This is a genomic window from Citrobacter sp. L55 (assembly GCF_002850715.1).
GTDB lineage: Bacteria > Pseudomonadota > Gammaproteobacteria > Enterobacterales > Enterobacteriaceae > Citrobacter > Citrobacter braakii.
In genome coordinates this window covers 225,277-247,554 of the sequence record NZ_KZ559405.1, presented here as the reverse complement: position 1 = coordinate 247,554, position 22,278 = coordinate 225,277, and the positions used below count along the sequence as shown (strand labels likewise).

At 53.1% G+C, this 22,278-nt stretch carries 16 protein-coding genes, 1 pseudogene and 1 other annotated feature; of the genes and pseudogenes, 6 read left to right on the top strand and 11 right to left on the bottom strand.

Going from position 1 to position 22,278, the window contains the following annotated elements:
* Window positions 1–164: 164 nt before the first annotated feature.
* Window positions 165–1,844: a YbaL family putative K(+) efflux transporter gene (gene ybaL, locus B9P82_RS16300; RefSeq protein WP_016152087.1), complete on the top strand. Its 1,680-nt coding sequence runs from the start codon at window positions 165–167 to the stop codon at window positions 1,842–1,844.
* A 45-nt stretch (window positions 1,845–1,889) separates the two neighbouring features.
* On the opposite strand, the gene gsk is transcribed toward ybaL, so the two are convergent.
* Entirely contained in the window at window positions 1,890–3,194 is a 1,305-nt protein-coding gene (gsk, locus tag B9P82_RS16295) for an inosine/guanosine kinase (RefSeq protein WP_016152086.1), read from the bottom strand.
* Between the two features lie 152 nt (window positions 3,195–3,346).
* Here gsk and aes point away from each other — a divergent pair, with 152 nt between their 5' ends.
* Window positions 3,347–4,306: an acetyl esterase gene (aes, locus tag B9P82_RS16290; RefSeq protein ID WP_101700623.1), complete on the top strand. Its 960-nt coding sequence runs from the start codon at window positions 3,347–3,349 to the stop codon at window positions 4,304–4,306.
* Here the strand turns inward: aes and hemH are convergent.
* From hemH to B9P82_RS16240, 8 genes are all read right to left on the bottom strand, one after another.
* Window positions 4,303–5,265: a ferrochelatase gene (gene hemH / locus B9P82_RS16285; protein ID WP_016152084.1), complete on the bottom strand. Its 963-nt coding sequence runs from the start codon at window positions 5,263–5,265 to the stop codon at window positions 4,303–4,305. The two genes, aes and hemH, sit on opposite strands and share 4 nt — an antisense overlap.
* A 180-nt stretch (window positions 5,266–5,445) precedes the next feature.
* Window positions 5,446–6,090 (bottom strand): adenylate kinase, encoded by a 645-nt coding sequence (gene adk / locus B9P82_RS16280; protein WP_003021773.1) that lies wholly within the window; start codon window positions 6,088–6,090, stop codon window positions 5,446–5,448.
* Window positions 6,091–6,322: 232 nt separating this feature from the next.
* Entirely contained in the window at window positions 6,323–8,197 is a 1,875-nt protein-coding gene (gene htpG / locus B9P82_RS16270) for a molecular chaperone HtpG (RefSeq protein ID WP_016152083.1), read from the bottom strand.
* Window positions 8,198–8,307: 110 nt separating this feature from the next.
* Window positions 8,308–8,913 carry a recombination mediator RecR gene (gene recR / locus B9P82_RS16265; protein ID WP_016152082.1) on the bottom strand — a complete coding sequence of 202 codons (606 nt, stop codon included), beginning with the start codon at window positions 8,911–8,913 and terminating at the stop codon, window positions 8,308–8,310.
* Window positions 8,913–9,242, bottom strand: coding sequence for a YbaB/EbfC family nucleoid-associated protein (locus B9P82_RS16260; protein ID WP_003021764.1), 330 nt, complete (start codon window positions 9,240–9,242; stop codon window positions 8,913–8,915). Before B9P82_RS16260 ends, recR begins: the two co-directional genes overlap by 1 nt.
* Window positions 9,243–9,300: 58 nt before the next feature.
* Complete coding sequence (gene dnaX / locus B9P82_RS16255; protein ID WP_019076181.1) at window positions 9,301–11,229, bottom strand: DNA polymerase III subunit gamma/tau; 1,929 nt, start codon at window positions 11,227–11,229, stop codon at window positions 9,301–9,303.
* Window positions 9,904–9,968, bottom strand: a sequence feature (DnaX frameshifting element). It overlaps the preceding gene by 65 nt.
* Window positions 11,230–11,347: 118 nt before the next feature.
* Window positions 11,348–11,899, bottom strand: a complete 552-nt coding sequence (gene apt / locus B9P82_RS16250) for an adenine phosphoribosyltransferase (protein ID WP_006685676.1) — start codon at window positions 11,897–11,899, stop codon at window positions 11,348–11,350.
* A gap of 193 nt (window positions 11,900–12,092) precedes the next feature.
* Window positions 12,093–12,470 carry a DUF454 family protein gene (locus B9P82_RS16240; protein WP_101700639.1) on the bottom strand — a complete coding sequence of 126 codons (378 nt, stop codon included), beginning with the start codon at window positions 12,468–12,470 and terminating at the stop codon, window positions 12,093–12,095.
* 69 nt (window positions 12,471–12,539) lie between these two features.
* Here B9P82_RS16240 and priC point away from each other — a divergent pair, with 69 nt between their 5' ends.
* A complete protein-coding gene (gene priC, locus B9P82_RS16235) occupies window positions 12,540–13,067 on the top strand; it encodes a primosomal replication protein N'' (RefSeq protein ID WP_029139438.1) in 528 nt (175 codons plus the stop codon).
* A 14-nt stretch (window positions 13,068–13,081) separates the two neighbouring features.
* Window positions 13,082–13,243 (top strand): pleiotropic regulatory protein RsmS, encoded by a 162-nt coding sequence (gene rsmS / locus B9P82_RS16230; protein WP_019076177.1) that lies wholly within the window; start codon window positions 13,082–13,084, stop codon window positions 13,241–13,243.
* Between the two features lie 74 nt (window positions 13,244–13,317).
* On the opposite strand, the gene mscK is transcribed toward rsmS, so the two are convergent.
* Entirely contained in the window at window positions 13,318–16,683 is a 3,366-nt protein-coding gene (gene mscK / locus B9P82_RS16225; RefSeq protein ID WP_016152076.1) for a mechanosensitive channel MscK, read from the bottom strand.
* 127 nt (window positions 16,684–16,810) lie between these two features.
* Entirely contained in the window at window positions 16,811–17,461 is a 651-nt protein-coding gene (acrR, locus tag B9P82_RS16220) for a multidrug efflux transporter transcriptional repressor AcrR (protein ID WP_016152075.1), read from the bottom strand.
* A 141-nt stretch (window positions 17,462–17,602) separates the two neighbouring features.
* Between acrR and acrA the strand changes: the two are divergent.
* Together acrA and acrB are read left to right on the top strand one after the other, a co-directional pair.
* A pseudogene (acrA, locus tag B9P82_RS16215) lies at window positions 17,603–18,795 on the top strand (multidrug efflux RND transporter periplasmic adaptor subunit AcrA).
* Between the two features lie 22 nt (window positions 18,796–18,817).
* A complete protein-coding gene (acrB, locus tag B9P82_RS16210) occupies window positions 18,818–21,967 on the top strand; it encodes an efflux RND transporter permease AcrB (RefSeq protein ID WP_016152073.1) in 3,150 nt (1,049 codons plus the stop codon).
* The last annotated feature ends 311 nt before the right edge of the window (window positions 21,968–22,278 follow it).

Sequence of the window (22,278 nt, the reverse complement as noted above, 5' to 3'; positions counted from 1 at the left end):
CTCTCACATACCGCTGTACTTTTCCGATCCGTGCTTTTTTACGTCTAAAATCCTATTTTCATCAAAATTCAATAATTATTCACAAACAAAAACATCAAAATTGTCATAAACTATTACTCGTCGTTTGAGTTTTCAGGATTATCACAGCAACCAAAGGAGACGGAATGCATCACGCCACCCCGCTTATCACCACCATTGTCGGCGGCCTTGTGCTCGCTTTTATATTAGGCATGATTGCCAATAAACTACGTATTTCTCCTCTGGTGGGATATCTGTTAGCGGGCGTTCTGGCCGGTCCATTTACACCTGGTTTTGTTGCTGATACCAAGTTAGCGCCTGAACTGGCCGAGCTTGGCGTAATCCTGCTGATGTTCGGCGTGGGGCTGCACTTTTCGCTGAAGGATTTGATGGCGGTAAAGTCTATCGCCATTCCCGGCGCGATTGCCCAGATAGCGGTGGCAACGCTGCTGGGCATGGCGCTTTCAGCGGTGATGGGCTGGTCGCTGATGGTTGGGATCGTGTTTGGTCTGTGTCTTTCAACCGCCAGTACCGTGGTGCTATTGCGTGCACTTGAAGAAAGGCAGCTCATTGACAGTCAGCGCGGGCAAATCGCCATTGGCTGGCTGATTGTCGAAGACCTGATGATGGTGCTGACGCTGGTTCTCCTACCAGCCGTCGCTGGAATGCTGGAAAAAGAAGATGTCGGCTTTGCCTCGCTGGCCGTAGATATGGGCATTACCATCGGTAAGGTGGTGGCGTTTATCGCAATTATGATGCTGGTCGGTCGTCGCCTGGTACCGTGGATTATGGCCCGCAGCGCCGCAACCGGCTCACGCGAACTGTTTACCCTGTCAGTCCTCGCCCTCGCATTAGGTATCGCATTTGGCGCAGTGGAGCTGTTCGATGTCTCCTTTGCACTGGGGGCATTCTTCGCCGGCATGGTGCTGAACGAATCTGAACTGAGTCACCGTGCGGCGCATGACACCCTGCCGCTGCGCGATGCGTTCGCTGTACTGTTCTTCGTTTCCGTCGGGATGCTCTTTGATCCCATGATTCTGATTCAGCAGCCGCTGGCGGTACTGGGCACGCTGGCGATTATCATCTTTGGTAAATCCCTTGCCGCCTATTTCCTGGTGCGCCTGTTTGGTCACTCCCAACGCACAGCGCTCACCATTGCCACCAGCCTGGCGCAGATTGGTGAATTTGCCTTTATCCTGGCGGGTCTGGGCATGGCGTTAAACCTGCTGCCGCAGGCCGGACAGAATCTGGTGCTGGCGGGGGCGATCCTGTCCATCATGCTTAACCCGGTGCTGTTCGCGGTGTTAGAAAAATATCTCGCCAAAACAGAAACGCTGGAAGAACAGACGCTGGAAGAGGCTATTGAAGAAGAGAAGCAAATTCCGGTGGATATCTGCAATCACGCCCTGCTGGTTGGCTTTGGGCGCGTCGGTAGCCTGCTGGGCGAGAAATTGATGGCTGCGGGGATCCCGCTGGTAGTTATCGAAACCTCACGCACCCGAGTGGATGAACTGCGCGAGCGCGGGATCCGCGCGGTGCTGGGAAATGCCGCCAACGAAGAAATTATGAATCTGGCGCATCTGGATTGCGCACGCTGGCTGCTGCTGACCATTCCCAATGGCTATGAAGCGGGTGAAATTGTCGCTTCAGCACGCGAGAAGTGCCCGTCGATTGAAATTATCGCCCGCGCGCATTATGACGACGAGGTGGAATACATTACCGAACGCGGCGCCAATCAGGTCGTCATGGGTGAGCGTGAAATCGCCCGTACCATGCTGGAGCTGATTGAAACGCCGCCTGCAGGTGAGGTGGTCGTTACAGGCTGATGTCGTTGCCGGATGACGCTATCGCTTATCCGGCATGTGCATGATTTAACGATCCCAGTACGACTCTTCGAGGCTATCTTCGCGTTCCGGCAAACCGCGCGTCAGGCGCGGGGAATGCTGGTTCAGCACCTGATAACTCACGCGATTCGCATATTTACACACCTGGGCTAACGACGAATAGGTCAGCCAGGTGAACTTGTGCTTGCTGGAGTTAGGCACGTTGCTGCGGTGATAGCTGTTAGCGGTAATATCATGCAGCAATGCCGCCAGCGCGCCGTCGCCAGCGCCGTTGGTATTCATGATCTTCTCTGGACCGCCCATATACGGTGCGATGTGCGAATACACACGCAGCGGATTAGTACAATCTTTATGGCGCATGGCGCGGCTAAACTCGTACTGGTTGAATTCGGCAATGGCTCCAGGCAGCAGCGGATGCTGGGTTTTACGTTTGACTTCTTCTTCCGTAAAGCCCGCCATATAAAGACCCGCCGGACCCGCTGTGCACAGCACCAGATCCACCCAATCCAGCGCCTTGTCGGACGCCAGCAGCGGATCGTTTTCGCCGGTCAGCGCTTCGGCCTCTTCTTCATTCATCGCCAGAATTGAGACATGCTCTTTCAGGAATGCCTGCCACCACTGCGGATTATCGGCAATGACAAATTTGGTGCCCAGCGTCAGTACCACCGGTACATTGTGTTTTTTAGCAAATTCGATCGCCTTCATGGTCGCTTCCGGCATTGGCTCGCCCGGCTCGCAGCGCACCAGATAAGACGTCAGCACCAGCGCGGACGCTCCGGCAATCACCGATTCAGGGATGCTATCCGCCCGCAGCTTGTTCATATGCCCTGGGCTGATTGCAAAGGTACGCTCACCGGACTCGCCAATCAGCGTAAAGCAGCGACCAATCGGTCCATCTACGCCCTGCAGGTAGTTCAGATCGGTACGACTGGAGGTATTGCATAAATAGCGGTACGCATAGCTGCCAATCTCGATATTGCTGCACATCACACCCAGCAGCACCGAGCGGTCATCCGCCAGCACGGAGTAGTTGTGCATCGTATTACCGATAGTACCGCCCGCAAACTGATGGGTGATCAAATTTTCACGCACCAGTTCCTGGTAGAGCGCTTCAGCGACATCATCTGCAATCACCAGAGAGTGCCCGGCGCTTAATCCATAACGTTTTACAAAGTTATCATCAACTTTGGCTTCAATATCCACCAGCGTCTGGTCAATACCCACCACCCAGGCTGCGCTGGTTTCATTTTCTGGCTGAATTTGTTGCAGCAACGGATCGCGCGCGCTGACGGGGAAATAGTGTTTGGATTTACGTTTACCGGGAAATTTCATGGTCGATTTTACGGGTGGTTAGCTGAGCGATGCATGGTAGCACATTCCCCGCTGCGCATGCGATGCGGCGCTGAGTTTCAATATCGGACGGTGAGATCGCAGTTTATCCGGGATGAATTTCTACAATAACTCACCTTCACAAGGAGCGCTTTATGAAGCCGGAAAACAAGATCCCCGTACTCGACAACATTTCGGATGAAATGAAAAGTGTGGTGAATTTTCATCGCGAAGATTTGCCGCCGTGGCCCGCTGCTGCTGACTTTGTGGCCCAGCGTAAACACTACATTCATGAACGGCAGTTGTGGAATGCCGATGCCCCACAGATGAATACCCGAGAATGTGTTATTTCCACCGCATGCGGCCCCGTTGCCACACGAATTTACGCTCCGCAGCCCCATAGCCAGGCGACGCTATATTATCTGCACGGCGGCGGTTTTATTCTCGGTAATCTGGATACCCACGATCGCATTATGCGTTTACTGGCGCGCTATACGCAGTGCACGATAATTGGCATCGACTATTCGCTTGCGCCAGAGGCCCGCTACCCGCAAGCCATCGAAGAGATAGTCGCCGTCTGTCAGTACTTTTATCAGCACGCTGACGATTATTCCCTTAATGTGAATCATATTGGTTTTGCGGGCGATTCCGCCGGGGCCATGCTGGCGCTTGCCAGCGCGTTGTGGTTGCGGGATAAACAAATTGCCTGCGGCAAGGTGGCTGGCGTGCTGTTGTGGTATGGACTTTACGGCCTGCAGGATTCACTGAGCCGACGGCTAATGGGCGGAGCCTGGGATGGTTTAACTCGCGAGGATCTGCTGATGTACGAAAACGCGTACCTGCGTAGCGCCGACGATCGCGAATCACCATACTATTGCCTGTTTAATAACGACCTGACGCGCGACGTACCGCCGTGTTTTATCGCCGGTGCGGAGTTTGATCCGCTGATTGACGATAGCCGCTTATTATTCCAGACGCTACAGGCGCATCAGCAGCCCTGCCAGTACAAAATGTACCCCGGTACGTTGCACGCCTTCCTGCACTATTCGCGGATGATGAAAACCGCCGACGATGCGTTGCGGGAGGGCGCGCGTTACTTCAGAGCGCAGCTTTAACGGTAGGCTGCGGTCAGTTTAACCATCATTTCGATATGTTCCGGTGTGGCATTCAGCGCCGGAATATACTCATATTGCTTACCGCCTGCCTCAAGGAAAATCTCCCGGTTTTGCACCGCTATCTCTTCCAGCGTTTCGAGACAATCAGCCGCGAAGCCCGGACACATGACCTGGATATGTCGGGTCCCTTTCTCCGCCAGCATTTTTAACGTTTCATCGGTATATGGCGTTAACCACGGTTCACGGCCAAAGCGAGACTGGAAGGTCATCATCACTTTTTCCGGCGGCAAGCCAAGCGCAGAAACCAGCTCACGAGTCGTATCGCGACAGCGCTGCGGGTAGTCATCGCCTTCATCGGCGTAGCGCTGCGGAATGCCGTGGTAGGAAAGCAGCAGCAAATCGGGTTCACCATGTTGAGCAAATGAATCACGGGCGCTCTTGGCCAGCGCATCAATGTAGCTGCTGTCATCGGCGTAATCACGAATAAATGAGATGCCAGGAATACTGCGTTTACGCGCTAAGATTCGCGCCAGTTCGTCCCAGACCGCCGCCACGGTAGAACAGGAATATTGCGGGTACAGCGGTAACACCACCATGTGTTCAACTCCGCTTGCCAGTAGTTCATCGACCGCGCTTTCAAGCGACGGTGAACCGTAGCTCATCCCCAGCGCGACAGGCGTATTTGGCAGACGTTGTGCCAGCGCCTGCTGTTGCGCCTTGCTGTAGACCATCAGCGGGGAACCGTCTTCCATCCAGATTGACTGGTACAGCTTTGCCACGCGTGGCGCACGCAGCGGCAAAATCACACCACGCAGCAGCGGCCACCACAGCGCAGGTGACGTATCGACTACGCGTTGATCGCTTAAAAACTGGCGCAGGTAGCGCTTAACGGCTTCGGGGGTTGGGGCATCGGGAGTGCCGAGGTTTGCCAGCAGGATACCGGTTTTCGTCTGACGCATTACCGCCTCTTATCGATTCAAATTGTTGATAATTGTAGCGGAAAAGCGATAAAGAAGAACTAATTGCTGTGAAAGGTAAGACGAGAATTTGCCTGATGGCGCTGCGCTTATCAGGCCTACATAAAATCGTAGGCCGGATAAGGTGTTTACACCGACATCCGGCATTGACTGCGCTAAAACTTAACCGAGGATTTTTTCCAGCGCTGCGCGAACGTCAGCCACAGCCTGGGTGCCATCAACTTTCGCGTATTTGGTGTTACCCGCCTGCGCTTCTTTCGAGTAGTAGCCGATCAGCGGAGCGGTCATCTGATGGTATTCCACCAGGCGCTTACGTACGGTCTCTTCCTGATCGTCTTTACGGGTGGTCAGCTCTTCGCCGGTCACGTCGTCTTTGCCTTCAACCTTAGGCGGGTTGAATTTGATGTGGTAAACGCGGCCAGAAGCAGCGTGTACGCGACGACCCACGATACGGTCAACGATCAGCTCATCCGGAACGTCGAATTCAAGAACGTAGTCCACGTTGATGCCTGCTTCTTTCATGGCATCAGCCTGCGGAATAGTACGCGGGAAGCCATCAAGCAGGAAACCATTACGGCAGTCTTCCTGAGCAATACGCTCTTTTACCAGCGCGATCACCAGCTCATCAGTCACCAGCTTACCGGCGTCCATGATGTCTTTCGCTTGTTTGCCCAGCTCGGAGCCAGATTTCACGGCAGCACGCAGCATATCACCGGTGGAGATTTGCGGAATACCATACTTCTCCATGATGAACTGAGCCTGAGTTCCTTTACCCGCGCCCGGAGCGCCAAGCAGAATGATACGCATTACGAAAATCCCCTTAAAGGTTGTCGATATTTTTTAAAAAGCGCTAAACGATACCACCATCACGCAATTGGCTCAAGGAAGACGCCCGACGCTGAAACGGTTAACGGTGGGAAAATTAAAAATGAGGAGAGAAAATGCCGGATCGCGGTGTAAACACCGTATCCGGCCAGGGATCGACGAGATGGTGTAAGCCGGACACGCGTTAGCGTCATCCGGCATTACCTTACGGCTATCAGGACACCAGCAACTGGTTCATACGACGAATGAACTGGTTCGGATCTTCCAGCGTGCCGCGTTCAGCAAACAGCGCCTGATCCAGCAGCAGTTCAACCCACTCTTTGAACTGTGCTTCGTCCTGGGTATCCGCCGTGCGTTTGACCAGCACGTGGTCCGGGTTGAGTTCAAAGATATATTTCACTTCCGGTACGGCCTGGCCAGCAGCTGCGAACAGTTTCGCCATCTGGGTGCTCATTTCGTCCGCATCGGTGGTAACGATGGCCGGCGTGTCGGTCAGACGGTGAGTCAGACGCACTTCTTTTACGCGATCGCCCAGCAGGGTTTTCACGCGCTCAACGAACGGCGTCAGCGCTTTTTCCGCTTCTTTTGCCGATTCGTCAACGTCATCCGCCAGCTTGTCGATGGACTCGTCAGCTTTGGCTACGGACTGGAATGCCTTACCGTCGAACTCGGTCAGGTAGTTCATCATCCACTCATCGATACGGTCAGAAAGCAGCAGCACTTCGATGCCTTTCTTACGCAACAGTTCCAGGTGCGGGCTGCTCTTCGCCGCCGCATAGCTGTCTGCGGTGATGTAGTAGATTTTCTCCTGCCCTTCTTTCATACGCGACACATAGTCTTCCAGCGACACGGTTTGTGCGGAGGAGTCAGTGTGCGTGGACGCGAAGCGCATCAGCTTAGCGATCGTTTCCTGGTTAGCGTTGTCTTCCGCCGGACCTTCTTTCAGTACCAGGCCGAACTGTTTCCAGAAGGTCTGGTATTTTTCCGCGTCGTCTTTCGCCAGTTTTTCCAGCATCTGCAGTACGCGTTTGGTCAGCGCGCTACGCAGGTTACGGGTGACGGTGCTGTCCTGCAGGATCTCACGAGAAACGTTCAGCGGCAGATCGTTAGAATCTATCAGGCCACGCACAAAGCGCAGGTAATTCGGCATAAACTGCTCGGCGTCGTCCATAATGAACACGCGCTGAACGTACAGTTTCAGACCATGCTTGTGATCGCGGTTCCACATATCCCACGGAGCCTGAGATGGGATGTACAGCAGGCTGGTGTACTCCTGCTTACCTTCCACACGGTTATGACTCCAGGTCAGCGGATCAGTGAAGTCGTGCGCGATATGTTTGTAGAATTCGTTGTACTCGTCGTCTTTGATTTCCGACTTGTTACGGGTCCACAGCGCCTGCGCCTTGTTGATCTTTTCCCAGGAAACCACGGTCTCGCCGTCTTTCTCTTCGGATTTTTCGATCTCTACCGGCAGCGCGATATGGTCGGAATATTTGCTGATGATGGAACGTACGCGCCAGTCATCAAGGAACTCGTCTTCGCCTTCGCGCAGATGCAGCGTGATTTCGGTGCCGCGATCGTCTTTGGTGATGTCGGCAACGGTGTACTCACCTTCACCCGCAGATTCCCAGAACACACCATTTTCCGGTTTATCGCCCGCTGCGCGGGTACGCACGGTGACTTTATCCGCCACGATGAACGCAGAGTAGAAGCCAACCCCGAACTGGCCGATCAACTGGCTGTCTTTCGCCTGATCGGATCCCATGGATTCAAGGAAAGATTTAGTACCGGATTTCGCAATGGTCCCCAGATGATCGATAACGTCATCACGGTTCATCCCCACGCCGTTATCGGCAATGGTCAACGTACGCTTATCTTTATCGAAGGAAACACGCACACGCAGCTCACCGTCACCTTCATACAGGTCCGGGTTAGACAGTGCGCGAAAACGCAGCTTGTCTGCCGCATCCGAGGCGTTAGAGATAAGCTCACGCAGGAAGATTTCTTTATTGGAATACAGAGAATGGATCATCAGGTGCAGAAGCTGTTTTACTTCTGACTGAAAACCACGAGTTTCTTGTCCTTTCATGTAGGTCTACCTCAACAATGCCATTTTCAATGGTAAAAACAGGTTGAGGGTGAAATGGGGACAAGCGGGAAGGATTTCAAGCGGAAGCCGCCGTCGCGGCCTCCGTTTGTTCAGAATTTAATCTTGTGTCGTCCTGCCAGAGAGTGCGACAGCGTGGTGCCATCGACCATTTCCAGCTCGCCACCAACCGGAACGCCATGGGCGATACGGCTGGCTTCAACGTCATATTGCATGCAAAGCTCAGCAATATAGTTGGCGGTCGCCTCTCCTTCGACCGTGGGATTGGTCGCCAGGATCAGTTCGCTGATTTGCTCAGATGCCAGCCGCTGCTCAAGACGATCCAGCCCGATATCATCAGGACCAATACCGTCCAGCGGCGACAGGTGTCCCATTAGCACGAAGTAACGTCCGGAAAATTGCCCGGTTTGCTCAATGGCGTAGATGTCCGCCGGACTCTCCACCACGCAAATCTGACCATTTTCCTGGCGACGCGGATTCGAGCAGATGTTGCAGACGTCCTGTTCTGTGAATGTGCGGCAATCGGCACAGTGGCCGATTTCCGACATCGCCTTCGTTAACGCCTGCGCCAGACGCATCCCGCCGCTGCGATCGCGCTGAAGCAGCGTGAACGCCATGCGCTGCGCAGACTTCGGGCCAACGCCCGGCAGACAGCGCAGAGCTTCCATAAGCTGAGTTAACAGCGGGCTGGTTTGCATCAGAACGGCATCTTAAAGCCAGGCGGCAGCTGCATTCCGGAGGAAACAGAGGCCATCTTCTCTTTCTGCGTCTCTTCAATACGGCGCGCGGCGTCGTTGAATGCCGCAGCAACCAAGTCTTCCAGCATCTCTTTGTCGTCTTCCAGCAGGCTTGGATCGATCTCCACACGACGGCAGTTATGCGCGCCGTTGATGGTTACTTTTACCAGACCCGCGCCAGATTCGCCGGTCACTTCCAGCTTGGCGACTTCTTCCTGCATCTGCTGCATTTTTTCTTGCATCTGCTGGGCCTGTTTCATCAGGTTACCCAGACCGCCTTTACCAAACATAGGCTTCTCTCTCAATCACGTTAAGGGATGACGACCGTCAAACCGTAATGGCTGACGATCAAATGGGGCGAATACTCTCTTCGTCCAGGTCCGCATCGAAAAAACGACGCAGCGTCTGAATGTTATTATCCGCAATAATCGACTCACGCGCCTGCGCGAGTTTCTCTTCATAAATGGCCTGACGCCACTCCAGCGGCGTGCGCACCGCTGGATTATCATCTTCAACGATGGTCAATTCAACCGTTGACCCCGTTAAGGAACTCAATGCTTCGGCCAGTTTTTGCTGCGCGCCGCTGGAGTTAAGGTGTCGCTGCGTGGAACGCAGGTGCAGGCAAACCACGTTGCCATTCTCTTCTTTCCAGGCATTAAGCGCCACCTGCTCCACCAGTTTAGGCAGCGAGAGCTGGCTTACCTGTGCAGCCCACGGGTCGCGTTCGATGGCCTCAGCCGCCAGCTTTGCCGCCAGTTCTGGCGTTTTTTCATGCTCAAGCGCTTTTTTCAGCGCTTTCGGCGTAGCGACGACCTCTTTGACTTCTGCAACAGGATTGGTCGCTTTCCAGCGATACGCTTCTTTCTTCGCTGGCGCTTTTTCCAGCGCAGAGACCGCTGGACGCGCCTGAACACGTTCCGACACCGAAGCCAGTCTTTCCAGCGCAGCATTATTCACCGGCCGCGCGCGGGAAGCGGCTGCCGGTTCACTCTTTTTTGGTTTGGTTGCTCCCTGAGCGCGTTGCAGCTGGCTGCGTGCCGCCAGCACCTGGCTGGTAGCATCGGAGAGCGGTACATTCTGTTGCTGTTGCGCTGCCGCAGGCTGCTGCGGCACCTGCGTCGGGTTCATCACCGCAGTGGGGGCGACCGGGGCAAAAGACTGTCGCGGGGCTTCAGGTTCCGGGAGCGGCATGCGCGGATGAAAAGCCAGTGCACGTAGCAGCGTCATTTCAACGCCCATTCGCCTGTCCGGCGCATACGGCAGTTCTTTGCGCCCGATTAACAGGGTCTGGTAGTAAAGCTGCACATCGGTTGGCGGGACGATTCGCGCCAGTTCGCGCATACGCTGTTCAATAGCGGCCATATCGCTGCCGAGTGCGGCAGGTGAAAGCTGAACCATGGCAATACGATGCAGCAGAGCCGACATCTCAACCAGTAGCGCTTCCCATTCAATACCGCGCGCGGCGGCATCGTTCACCAGCGTCATAACGCGTTCGCCGTCCGCAGCCACAACCGCTTCAACCAGCGAAAGCGCCTGGTCGTCGTCCAGCGTACCAAGCATGGTGCTGACCGCGTCGGTCGAGACCTGACCATCGCCGCTGGCGATCGCTTGATCGGTCAGGCTCAGCGCATCGCGCAGGCTGCCGTCCGCGGCGCGAGCCAGCAGTTGCAACGCACGTGGCTCATGGGCGATATGCTCTTCTTTGAGGATATGCTCAAGCTGATGGCGAATCTGTTCGACATCCAACGCTTTAAGATGGAATTGCAGACAGCGCGACAGGATAGTCACCGGCAGCTTCTGCGGATCGGTGGTCGCCAGCAGGAACTTAACGTGTGCGGGCGGCTCTTCGAGCGTTTTCAGCAAGGCGTTAAAACTGTGGCGCGACAGCATGTGCACTTCGTCAATCAAATAGACCTTAAAGCGACCGCGCGCTGGCGCGTACTGGACGTTATCCAGCAGGTCACGGGTGTCTTCGACTTTGGTGCGTGAGGCGGCGTCGATTTCAATCAAATCGACAAAGCGCCCCTGCTCGATTTCACGGCAGTTATCACACACGCCGCACGGCGTAGCGGTGATGCCGGTTTCACAGTTTAATCCCTTCGCCAGCAAACGGGCGATTGACGTTTTCCCGACGCCACGGGTGCCGGAAAACAAATAAGCATGATGAATACGCCCTAACGACAAGCCGTTCGCCAGTGCCGTCAGCACATGTTCCTGGCCGACGACGTCAGCAAAGGTTTGTGGGCGCCATTTTCGGGCTAAGACCTGATAACTCATTGGCAGGCTCTGAAAGGCTGGAGGGTGGATTCACAGGGAGATAATGCTAACACAACCTCGCAGCGACGGCGAGGTTGTGTGTCTCGGTATTAATCTGCCGAGATAAGATAGCCCGAAATTAGTGGCCCGGGAATGGAACCAGGCTATAACAGGTCAGTCCCTGCTTTTCCAGACGCTGCTCGCCACCCAGATCAAACAGGTTAATGATAAATGCAGCATCGGTCACTTCGCCACCCAGACGGCGGATCAGTTTCACGGTCGCTTCAATTGTGCCGCCGGTTGCCAGCAGGTCGTCCACAACCAGAACTTTATCACCAGGTTTGATGGCATCTACGTGGATTTCCAGTTGATCGGTGCCGTATTCCAGCTCATAGCTCTCAGCAATAACTTCACGCGGAAGCTTACGGGGTTTACGTACCGGAACAAAACCAACGCCCAGACCCAACGCTACCGGCGCGCCAAACAGGAAGCCACGCGCTTCGGTACCAACCACTTTAGTGATACCCGCATTTTTGTAGCGTTCAACCAGCAATTCAATACTGAGGGCGTAGGCTTTCGGGTCTTCCAGTAAACTGGTGACATCACGAAAAAGAATGCCCGGTTTTGGGTAATCGTGGATGCTTTTGATGCTATTTTTGAGAAACTCAAGCTGCTGTGCAGTCGCGGTCATAAGTTTGTGCCTGATTAATACAGTATTACTTCACGGCGCACAATACACTTCATCCTCGACGTATCTTGAATGATTTTGTGTCTGTATAAGAGCCAAGGTTATATTTGCTTAACCTTTGACCACCTGCGCCTGTGCTCGAAAACGGTCGAATTTACTGGCTGTGAGAGACAATTGCAACAGCGTTTATTGCGCTTTACTGCTTTTGTTGTTTTTCATCAATCACCGGGATCCGCCACATAAAAATCAGTAAACAGGCGAGAATAACCAGCAGCAGGCCGCGTACCCACATCATATTGACCAGCCACAGTGAAATACTAAACGTTACCAGGATCAACAAAATAGCGCGCGGCTTTGCTCCCGGCGGCATCGCACGGTGTTTTTGCCAGTGGCGCAGATACCCGCCGAACCACGAACGGTACAGCAACCAGTAGTGAAAACGCGGCGACGAGCGAGCAAAACACCAGGCGGCCAGCAAGATAAACGGCGTTGTCGGCAACAGAGGCAATACAACGCCCAGCGTTCCTAACACTACCGCTATCCAGCCTATGATGATTAGAATAATGCGTTGCATAATATGAATACTTAACACAGAGAATCGCTACTTTATCATAACAGTTCTCATTTTCATCGGAGTGTTGTCGTGAAAACCGTCATGCTGCTTCAGACGCTCGAAAACCAGCTTAACCGCTTGCGGCAGCGTTGTGCCCCACTGGCACACCATGCCACGCTTAGCGCCCGCTTTGACAGGCATCTGTTTCACACCCGCAGCACGTTGCTACAGGCCTGTCTGGATGAAGCTGATGATAATCTCACTGCTCTACGTCGCGCAGTTGAACAGCAACAACTACCACAAATTACCTGGCTTACGGAACACCTTGCCTCACAGTTAGAGGCGATTTCACGTGAAACCGCCAGTTGGTCGCTCCGGGAGTGGGACTGCGCCTCTCCTGGTCTGGCGCGCTGGCAGCGTAAGCGAGTTCAACACCAGGAGTTTGAGCGCCGCCTGGTTGAAATGACGCGTGAACGTAAAGAACGCCTGGCACAGGTTACGGGCTTTGAAGAACAGCAAAAACTGCATCGCGAAGTAGAGGCATTCGAAGCACGACTGGCACGCTGTCGTCATGCACTGGCAAGAATAGATAACGTGCTGGCGCGTTTAACCCGCTAATCCCCGGAGAATTTATGTCATTAGAGAACGCCCCAGATGAAGTCAAACTGGCCGTCGATTTGATTGTCCTGCTTGAAGAGAATCAGATGGAGCCTGAAACAGTTCTGAAAGCACTGGAGATTGTGAAGCAGGATTACGAGAAGAAACTGCTCTCTTTATCTAAAAAAGAGCGGTAACTGAAAACCTGATGGCGTTGCACTTATCAGGCCTACGAATGAATCGAAGCTCGCAGGCCTGATGATTTTTTCTATTAACCTACCGAAGGCGTCGGATCGTCACCTTTAATGATGTCACGTTTTACCTCGGTCACGGTGTCACCTTTCGCGTTATGCAGGTGAACTTCGAGCTGGTTAAAGGCGATATCAATGTCATTTTCACGGCACAAACGATCGACCGCCCGGTTAAGTTCATCAACCGTGTGGCTACGATCGCGCAATTCACGCACGTATAAACGCAGCTCATGATCCAGCGTGCTGGCACCGAAGGCGGTAAAGAACACTGCAGGCTCCGGATCGTGCATCACTTTCGGGTGTTCTGTCGCCGCCTGCAACAGCACCTTCTTCACTTTGTCCAGATCCGAACCATAGGCCACGCCAATGCGGATCACCAGACGCGTGGTGGTATCGGAGAGCGACCAGTTGATCAAACGCTCCGTCACGAATGCTTTGTTCGGGATGATCACCTCTTTACGATCGAAGTCAGTAATGGTGGTGGCACGGATACGGATCTTGCTGACCGTTCCGGAGAACGTACCGATGGTCACGGTATCGCCGATGCGTACCGGGCGTTCAAACAGAATAATCAGACCGGAAACAAAGTTACCGAAAATTTCCTGCAAGCCGAAACCAAGACCAACCGAGAGAGCAGCGGCCAGCCACTGTAGCTTATCCCACGAAACGCCGAGCGATCCGAAGACCGTCATCGCACCGATGGCGATGATGGCGTAATTCAGGATCGTGGTGATCGCATAAGAAGCCCCCTGGCGCATCTTCAGTCGCGAGAGCACCAGCACTTCCAGCAGGCCGGGTAAGTTGCGGATCAGCGCCCACGCGACCATTGACGCAATAATCGCAAACAACAGGCTGCCCATGGTGACGTCTTTCACCACTGCCGCACCCGCTTCGGTGCCGTTGTAATGCCAGAGCGTTATGCTGTCGAGATAGCTGAACACGGTGATCAAATCAGACCAAATGGCCCAGAACAGAACACCAAACAGGGCAACCATCACCAGCATGGTTATACGCAGCGTTTGCTGGTTAACCTGCTCCAGCGCAATAGTCGGTTCTTCCTGCGGCTCTGCGCCTTCGGCCCCTTCTTTCACCAGGTTCTGACGACGCGCTAACGCACGACGCCAGGCGATACGGCGTGCCGCTACGCTCAACCCTCGCAGCACCGTCTGGTACAGCAGATTCCAGAGGATAACCAGATAGACCGTTTCAATCCAGCGGCCCGCCAGGCGCAGCGTGGTGTAGAAATACCCTGTCGCCGTCAGCACCATTAATGCAATCGGAATAATAGACAGCACGGTAATAGTGACCAGACGCAGACCATGCGACTCTTTGTCACGCCAGCTTTCGCGGCACATTGGCCATACCAGGAAGGCGATCAGCAGCAGGTTGAGGAAAATGACCACCTGGCCAAGCACATCGTCCATCAAATTAAGCGGCGACAGCTCAGCAATGACCGACCAGAAGTTAAGCGGCAACAGCGCAAGGCTAATACGCACAATCTGGCGACGCCAGTGGCTGGTCTGCTTCGCTGGCATGCCAAAATGACGTATCGCCACGCCATCTTTTTCCAGCACCTTCCAGCACAGACCAAACACCAGCCAGAAGATGGTCATCTTCTTACTGAACGCCCACAGCAGGTCGCTAATATTCAGTTGCATAGTCAGCAGAATCAGACCCACCGCGAGGATAATCAGACACGCCGGCAAGGCTCTGATGAGATCGATCAGAATCGCTTTTGGCGTATTAAGCTGACTGTCATTGCGCAGGTTCCCCACCGCGGCGGCTAATTTTGCCTGATAATCCTTCAGCCACTTCAAACGCCAGCGGATTAACCCGGCGATAAGCAGCAGCGGCAGCCCTGCCAGGAACGCAATAAACACGGCGGGCCAGGCTTTTTCCCAGTTCACCGTGATTTTCATCGACTTAAACTGGTCTTTTAGGGTTTGCGGGAAGGCTTTGATCCAGTCCCAGTCCATCGGACGGTTACTGTTAACCCAGAAGATTTGTTGCGTGAGGATCTCTTTCAGGTTTTTCGACACGCTCATTAACTGCTGCTGGTTGATTTGCAGATTAATCGCCATCATCAACTGGTTGCCCAGCTGCTTATTTAGCTGATCCAACAGTTCACGACGCATATCCACAACCTGCAGCAGGGCATCATGGACTTCAGGGTTAACGTCGTTGCTGTGCCCTTCTTCCAGTTTGGCGACAAACGCATCATTCTGGAACAACGTATCGCGCTGCTGGTTGACTTCGAACTGCTCCAGACGCAAATCGGCGATCCGGTTGGTCATATCGGCAAGCTCATCCGCCGACGGCAGCGTTTGTTGTTGCTGATATAAAATGCGCGACAGCAGCAGACTGCCTTTCAGAACGGCGATCTGCTCTTTAATGTTGCGTTCGGATTGCAGCGCGCGGTCAAGCCAGTTTTTGACCTTGATATTTTGCTGCATCAGGCTGTTGCCGTTTTCAGTCGCGGCAATCAGGCGCTGGCTGAGCTGATGGTTAACATCAAGTTCCTGCTTCACTAACGGATTGGACTGAATACGCTCGGCTTCGTCCGGCGTTACCGCTTCCTGTGCCGTCTTTTCGGTTAACGTCAGTCGTTTGCTGTTCACCGCCTCTTGCAGGAGCTGGAGCTGGTGTTCAAGGCGGTTACTGTGCGCCGTCACATAATCGCGTTGTTTTTGCAGGGTATCCTGCAAAACGGTATTCCCTTCGAGGCTCTTACGCTGCTGGTCGATCTGCGCGTTCAGCAACGCTTGCTGCGCCTGCAGCAGCACCTGCTGGCTGGGGCGTAAAGCCGCCTCTCCCACAGTGGTGCCATCGAGTCGATTGCGGATTTGCTGCATCTGTTGCGACGCGGTGTACATCGCATTTTGTACGCGCTCTGGCTGTGTCTGCAGCGATACCAGTTGGCTGTTGTAAGCGGCCAGATCATTTTGCGAGCTTTGCAGGTCATCCAGGACCTGCGACACGCGCGACTCAAGCTGTCGTAAGGAGAGCGTACTCAGCGTTTTTCGCGTTTCATCGTCATTATCGACATCGCTAAGCGAATTTAGCGCATCCGTCGCCTGACGCATTTTCTCCGGCGCCTGGGCAACTTTTTGCCGAAGCTGTACGGTTTCATCCTTCACACGATCGATTTTATCCAGCGTGGCAATGGTATCGATGAGATCCTGTTGAACCAGCTTATCCTGTGCGGAGAGATCTTTTTGTTTATTCAGCGTGTCTAACTGGCTCTGAATATCCGCTTTCGTCGGCAGTTCACCACTCTGTTGCGCCCGCGCAAATGCAGATGACTGGCAGGATAGCAATAGAATGAAGAAAAGAATGGTAATAGCAATAAGATGCTGTGAACGTTTATAGAGCTGCAACATAGTCATGAGAATGAAGGTTTCTGAACCGGAAAAGTGACCGAAAATAGTCAAGCGGCAAGAATATCACGGCTGTGACCGGCAGAATAGCAGGAGGCAAAATGACCAGGAGAATTCCTGGTACAGACCCAGAGAGTTAACAGGTTTCCGCTACGTTAACCCGCAAGGTTGGGCAGAGAAGACACATCTCAAGCAGCACGGCGACGTATTCCCGAGCCTCTTTTTTCAGATCAAAAGATTCAGGGGCAAATAACCAGTTCTCGATAATTCCGGTAACATAACTACGCAGCAGCACCGCCACGCGACGCGTGTTCAGATTTTCCGGCAGCATGTTGGCGTTCATGCAGTGCCGCAATGTTTGTTCGATACGGTCGTAATTTTCAATACACAGACTGCGTTGAGCTAGCTGAACTGAGGCCATTTCCCCGACAAATTCGCATTTGTGGAATATAATTTCCAACAATAAACGTCGGCGTTCTTCTGTCACGGTAGCTTCAAGAACGTAAATTAAAATTTCTCTTAATACTGATAGTGGATCGTCGGGGAATTTTGCCTGATACTCAGTCTCTAACTCATCAATGTTAGGTTTTGCTAGCTCCCAGATTTCACTGAATAAATCCGATTTGTTTTTGAAATGCCAATAGATCGCGCCGCGCGTGACACCAGCGGCTGCTGCGATCTCCGCAAGCGAGGTGGATGATACCCCTTGTTGCGAAAACAAACGCAGAGCGACATCGAGAATGTGCTGTCGAGTTTCCTGTGCTTGTTGTTTGGTTTTTCGTGCCATAGGTCAGTGAATTTACAGGCGTTAGATTTACATACATTTGTGAATGTATGTACCATAGCACGACGATAATATAAACGCAGCAATGGGTTTATGGGCTTTCAGCCATTGATCAATTTGAAATCGGACACTCGAGGTTTACATATGAACAAAAACAGAGGGTTAACGCCTCTGGCAGTCGTTCTGATGCTCTCAGGCAGCTTAGCGCTAACAGGATGTGACGACAAACAGGCCCAACAAGGGGGCCAGCAGATGCCAGAGGTTGGAGTTGTTACGCTCAAAACTGAACCTCTACAGATAACAACCGAACTCCCGGGTCGCACCAGTGCGTATCGCATTGCAGAAGTTCGTCCTCAGGTTAGCGGTATTATCCTGAAGCGTAATTTCACGGAAGGTGGTGACATCGAAGCGGGTGTATCTCTCTATCAGATTGATCCTGCTACTTACCAGGCCGCTTATGAAAGCGCAAAAGGCGATCTGGCAAAAGCACAAGCCGCAGCAAATATCGCTCAACTGACGGTCAAACGTTATCAGAAACTGTTGGGTACTAAGTACATCAGTCAACAGGATTACGATAGTGCACTGGCAGACGCACAGCAGGCGAACGCCTCCGTTGTCGCCGCGAAAGCCGCGGTAGAAACTGCACGCATCAATCTGGCTTATACCAAAGTGACGTCGCCGATCAGCGGCCGCATTGGTAAATCATCCGTTACTGAAGGCGCTCTGGTGCAAAACGGTCAGGCAACCGCACTGGCAACCGTTCAGCAGTTGGATCCCATCTATTGGACGTGACGCAGTCAAGCAACGATTTCCTGCGCCTGAAACAAGAGTTGGCCAACGGCACGCTGAAGCAAGAAAACGGTAAAGCGAAAGTCGAACTGGTGACCAATGACGGCATTAAATTCCCGCAGTCCGGTACGCTGGAATTTTCTGATGTCACGGTAGATCAAACCACCGGGTCGATTACGTTACGCGCAATCTTCCCTAACCCGGATCACACCTTACTGCCGGGTATGTTCGTCCGTGCTCGTCTGGAAGAAGGGACTAACCCAACTGCATTACTGGTTCCACAGCAAGGCGTTACCCGCACACCGCGTGGCGATGCCAGTGCATTGGTTATCGGTGCAGACAACAAAGTTGAAACCCGTCAAATTGTCGCCGCACAAGCGATTGGCGACAAATGGTTAGTCACTGATGGACTTAAACCGGGCGACCGCGTGATTGTCACTGGGCTGCAAAAAGTACGTCCTGGCGCGCAGGTAAAAGCGCAGGAAATCACCGCTGATAACAACCAGCAAGCTGCAAGCGGTAGCCAGCCTGAACAGTCCAAGTCTTAACTTAAACAGGAGCCGTTAAGACATGCCTAATTTCTTTATCGATCGCCCAATATTTGCGTGGGTGATCGCCATTATCATCATGTTGGCAGGGGGGCTCGCGATCCTCAAATTGCCGGTAGCGCAATATCCGACTATTGCACCGCCAGCAGTGACGATCTCCGCGACCTACCCTGGCGCTGATGCCAAAACAGTACAGGATACTGTTACGCAGGTTATCGAACAGAATATGAACGGTATCGATAACCTGATGTACATGTCCTCAAACAGTGACTCCACGGGTACCGTGCAGATCACGCTTACCTTTCAGTCTGGTACTGATGCGGACATCGCGCAGGTACAGGTGCAGAACAAACTGCAGCTGGCAATGCCGCTTCTGCCGCAGGAAGTACAACAACAGGGTGTGAGCGTTGAGAAATCATCCAGTAGCTTCCTGATGGTTGTCGGCGTTATCAACACCAACGGCACCATGACACAGGAGGATATTTCCGACTACGTGGGCGCCAACATGAAGGACGCCATCAGCCGTACTTCAGGTGTGGGTGATGTTCAGCTGTTCGGTTCCCAGTACGCGATGCGCATCTGGATGGATCCGAACAAACTGAATAACTTCCAGCTGACGCCGGTTGATGTGATCAGCGCCATCAAAGCGCAGAACGCCCAGGTCGCAGCCGGTCAGTTAGGCGGTACGCCGCCGGTGAAAGGCCAGCAGCTTAACGCTTCGATCATCGCGCAAACCCGTCTGACCTCTGCCGATGAGTTCAGCAAAATTCTGCTGAAAGTGAATCAGGACGGTTCCCAGGTGCGTCTGCGTGACGTAGCGAAAGTCGAACTGGGTGGCGAGAACTACGACATCATTGCGAAGTTCAACGGTAAACCGGCATCCGGTCTGGGTATCAAGCTGGCGACAGGCGCTAACGCCCTGGACACCGCAAACGCTATCCGCGATGAACTGAAGAAGATGGAACCGTTCTTCCCGTCAGGTCTGAAGATCGTTTACCCGTATGACACCACGCCGTTCGTGAAAATCTCTATTCACGAAGTAGTGAAAACGCTGGCGGAAGCCATCATCCTCGTGTTCCTGGTAATGTATCTGTTCCTGCAGAACTTCCGCGCGACGCTGATTCCGACTATCGCCGTGCCGGTGGTGCTATTGGGTACGTTTGCCGTCCTTGCGATTTTCGGCTTCTCGATAAACACGCTGACGATGTTCGGGATGGTGCTCGCCATCGGCCTGTTGGTGGATGACGCCATCGTTGTGGTCGAGAACGTTGAACGTGTAATGGCTGAGGAAGGGCTACCGCCGAAGGAAGCAACGCGTAAATCGATGGGCCAGATTCAGGGCGCACTGGTTGGTATCGCTATGGTGCTGTCAGCGGTATTTATTCCGATGGCCTTCTTCGGGGGGTCTACCGGTGCAATTTACCGTCAGTTCTCCATCACCATTGTTTCGGCGATGGCGTTATCAGTCCTGGTGGCATTGATTCTGACCCCTGCCCTGTGTGCGACCATGCTCAAACCGGTTGCTAAAGGCGATCACGGAGAAGGCAAAAAAGGTTTCTTCGGCTGGTTTAACCGCATGTTCGATAAGAGCACGCACCATTACACCGACAGCGTGGGCGGAATTCTGCGCAGCACCGGTCGTTATCTGGCGCTGTATCTGATCATCGTCGTGGGTATGGCCTATCTGTTCGTTCGTCTGCCAAGCTCGTTCCTGCCGGATGAAGACCAGGGGGTATTCCTGTCAATGGCTCAGCTGCCAGCGGGTGCAACGCAAGAGCGTACCCAGAAGGTGCTGGACGAAATGACGGATTACTATCTGACCAAAGAAAAAGCGAACGTTGAATCGGTGTTTGCCGTTAACGGCTTCGGTTTTGCAGGACGTGGTCAGAACACCGGTATCGCGTTCGTCTCTCTGAAAGACTGGAGTGAACGTCCAGGCGAAGAGAACAAGGTTGAGGCAATTACTCAACGTGCGATGGGCGCATTCTCGCAGATTAAAGACGCGATGGTCTTTGCTTTTAACCTGCCAGCGATTGTGGAGTTAGGGACCGCGACCGGTTTCGACTTCCAGCTGATTGACCAGGCAGGTTTAGGTCATGAGAAGCTAACTCAGGCGCGTAACCAGCTGTTTGGTGAAGTTGCGAAACATCCTGATCTGTTAGTCGGCGTACGTCCTAACGGTCTGGAAGATACGCCGCAGTTCAAGATCGATATCGATCAGGAAAAAGCGCAGGCTCTGGGTGTATCCATTAGTGATATTAATACAACGCTGGGTGCAGCATGGGGCGGAAGCTACGTAAATGACTTCATCGACCGTGGTCGTGTGAAGAAAGTTTACATCATGTCTGAAGCGAAATACCGTATGTTGCCGGAAGATATTGGAAACTGGTATGTCCGCGGTAGCGATGGACAGATGGTACCGTTCTCCGCCTTCTCTACCTCACGTTGGGAATATGGTTCACCGCGTCTGGAACGCTATAACGGTCTGCCTTCCATGGAAATCTTAGGCCAGGCCGCACCGGGTAAAAGTACCGGTGAAGCCATGGCAATGATGGAGGAACTGGCCAGCAAACTGCCATCCGGTATCGGCTATGACTGGACCGGTATGTCCTACCAGGAACGACTGTCCGGCAACCAGGCCCCTGCTCTGTATGCCATTTCACTGATTGTCGTATTCCTGTGTCTGGCGGCATTGTACGAGAGCTGGTCAATTCCGTTCTCCGTCATGCTGGTGGTACCGTTAGGTGTTATCGGTGCATTGCTGGCGGCAACGTTCCGCGGCCTGACCAACGACGTTTACTTCCAGGTAGGCCTGCTCACAACCATTGGGTTGTCGGCGAAGAACGCGATACTTATCGTCGAATTCGCCAAAGACTTGATGGATAAAGAGGGTAAAGGTCTGATAGAGGCGACGCTGGATGCGGTCCGCATGCGTTTACGTCCGATCCTGATGACATCGCTGGCCTTTATTCTGGGCGTAATGCCGCTGGTTATCAGCTCCGGCGCAGGCTCCGGCGCGCAGAACGCCGTTGGTACTGGCGTAATGGGCGGGATGGTGACGGCAACCGTGTTGGCTATCTTCTTTGTTCCGGTGTTCTTTGTGGTGGTACGCCGCCGCTTTAGCCGCAAAAGTGAAGATCTTGAGCATAGCCACTCAGTAGACCATCATTGATAGATCTCTAAAGATAAGGCCGCGCAAGCGGCCTTTTTTCTGGAAAAATCATAAAAATCACTTATTGCTATTTCGTTTATTTTCTCCAGGGTAAATAAGCGATATAATCCCTGTAGCCTTAAAGGCTATTCTTAAAAATCATTGAGAGTTCTTATTTACTTTAATAAATATTAAGATTATTCCTGGTAAGCGGTTCACATTGTCGATTGTTACCTTTCGTTGCTAAACCTAATCAAGATAACTCGATGATTGCCCGAAGAATAAAGAAATTGTCCGATTCCGAATAACCGCATTTATCTGTTAAAATGTAA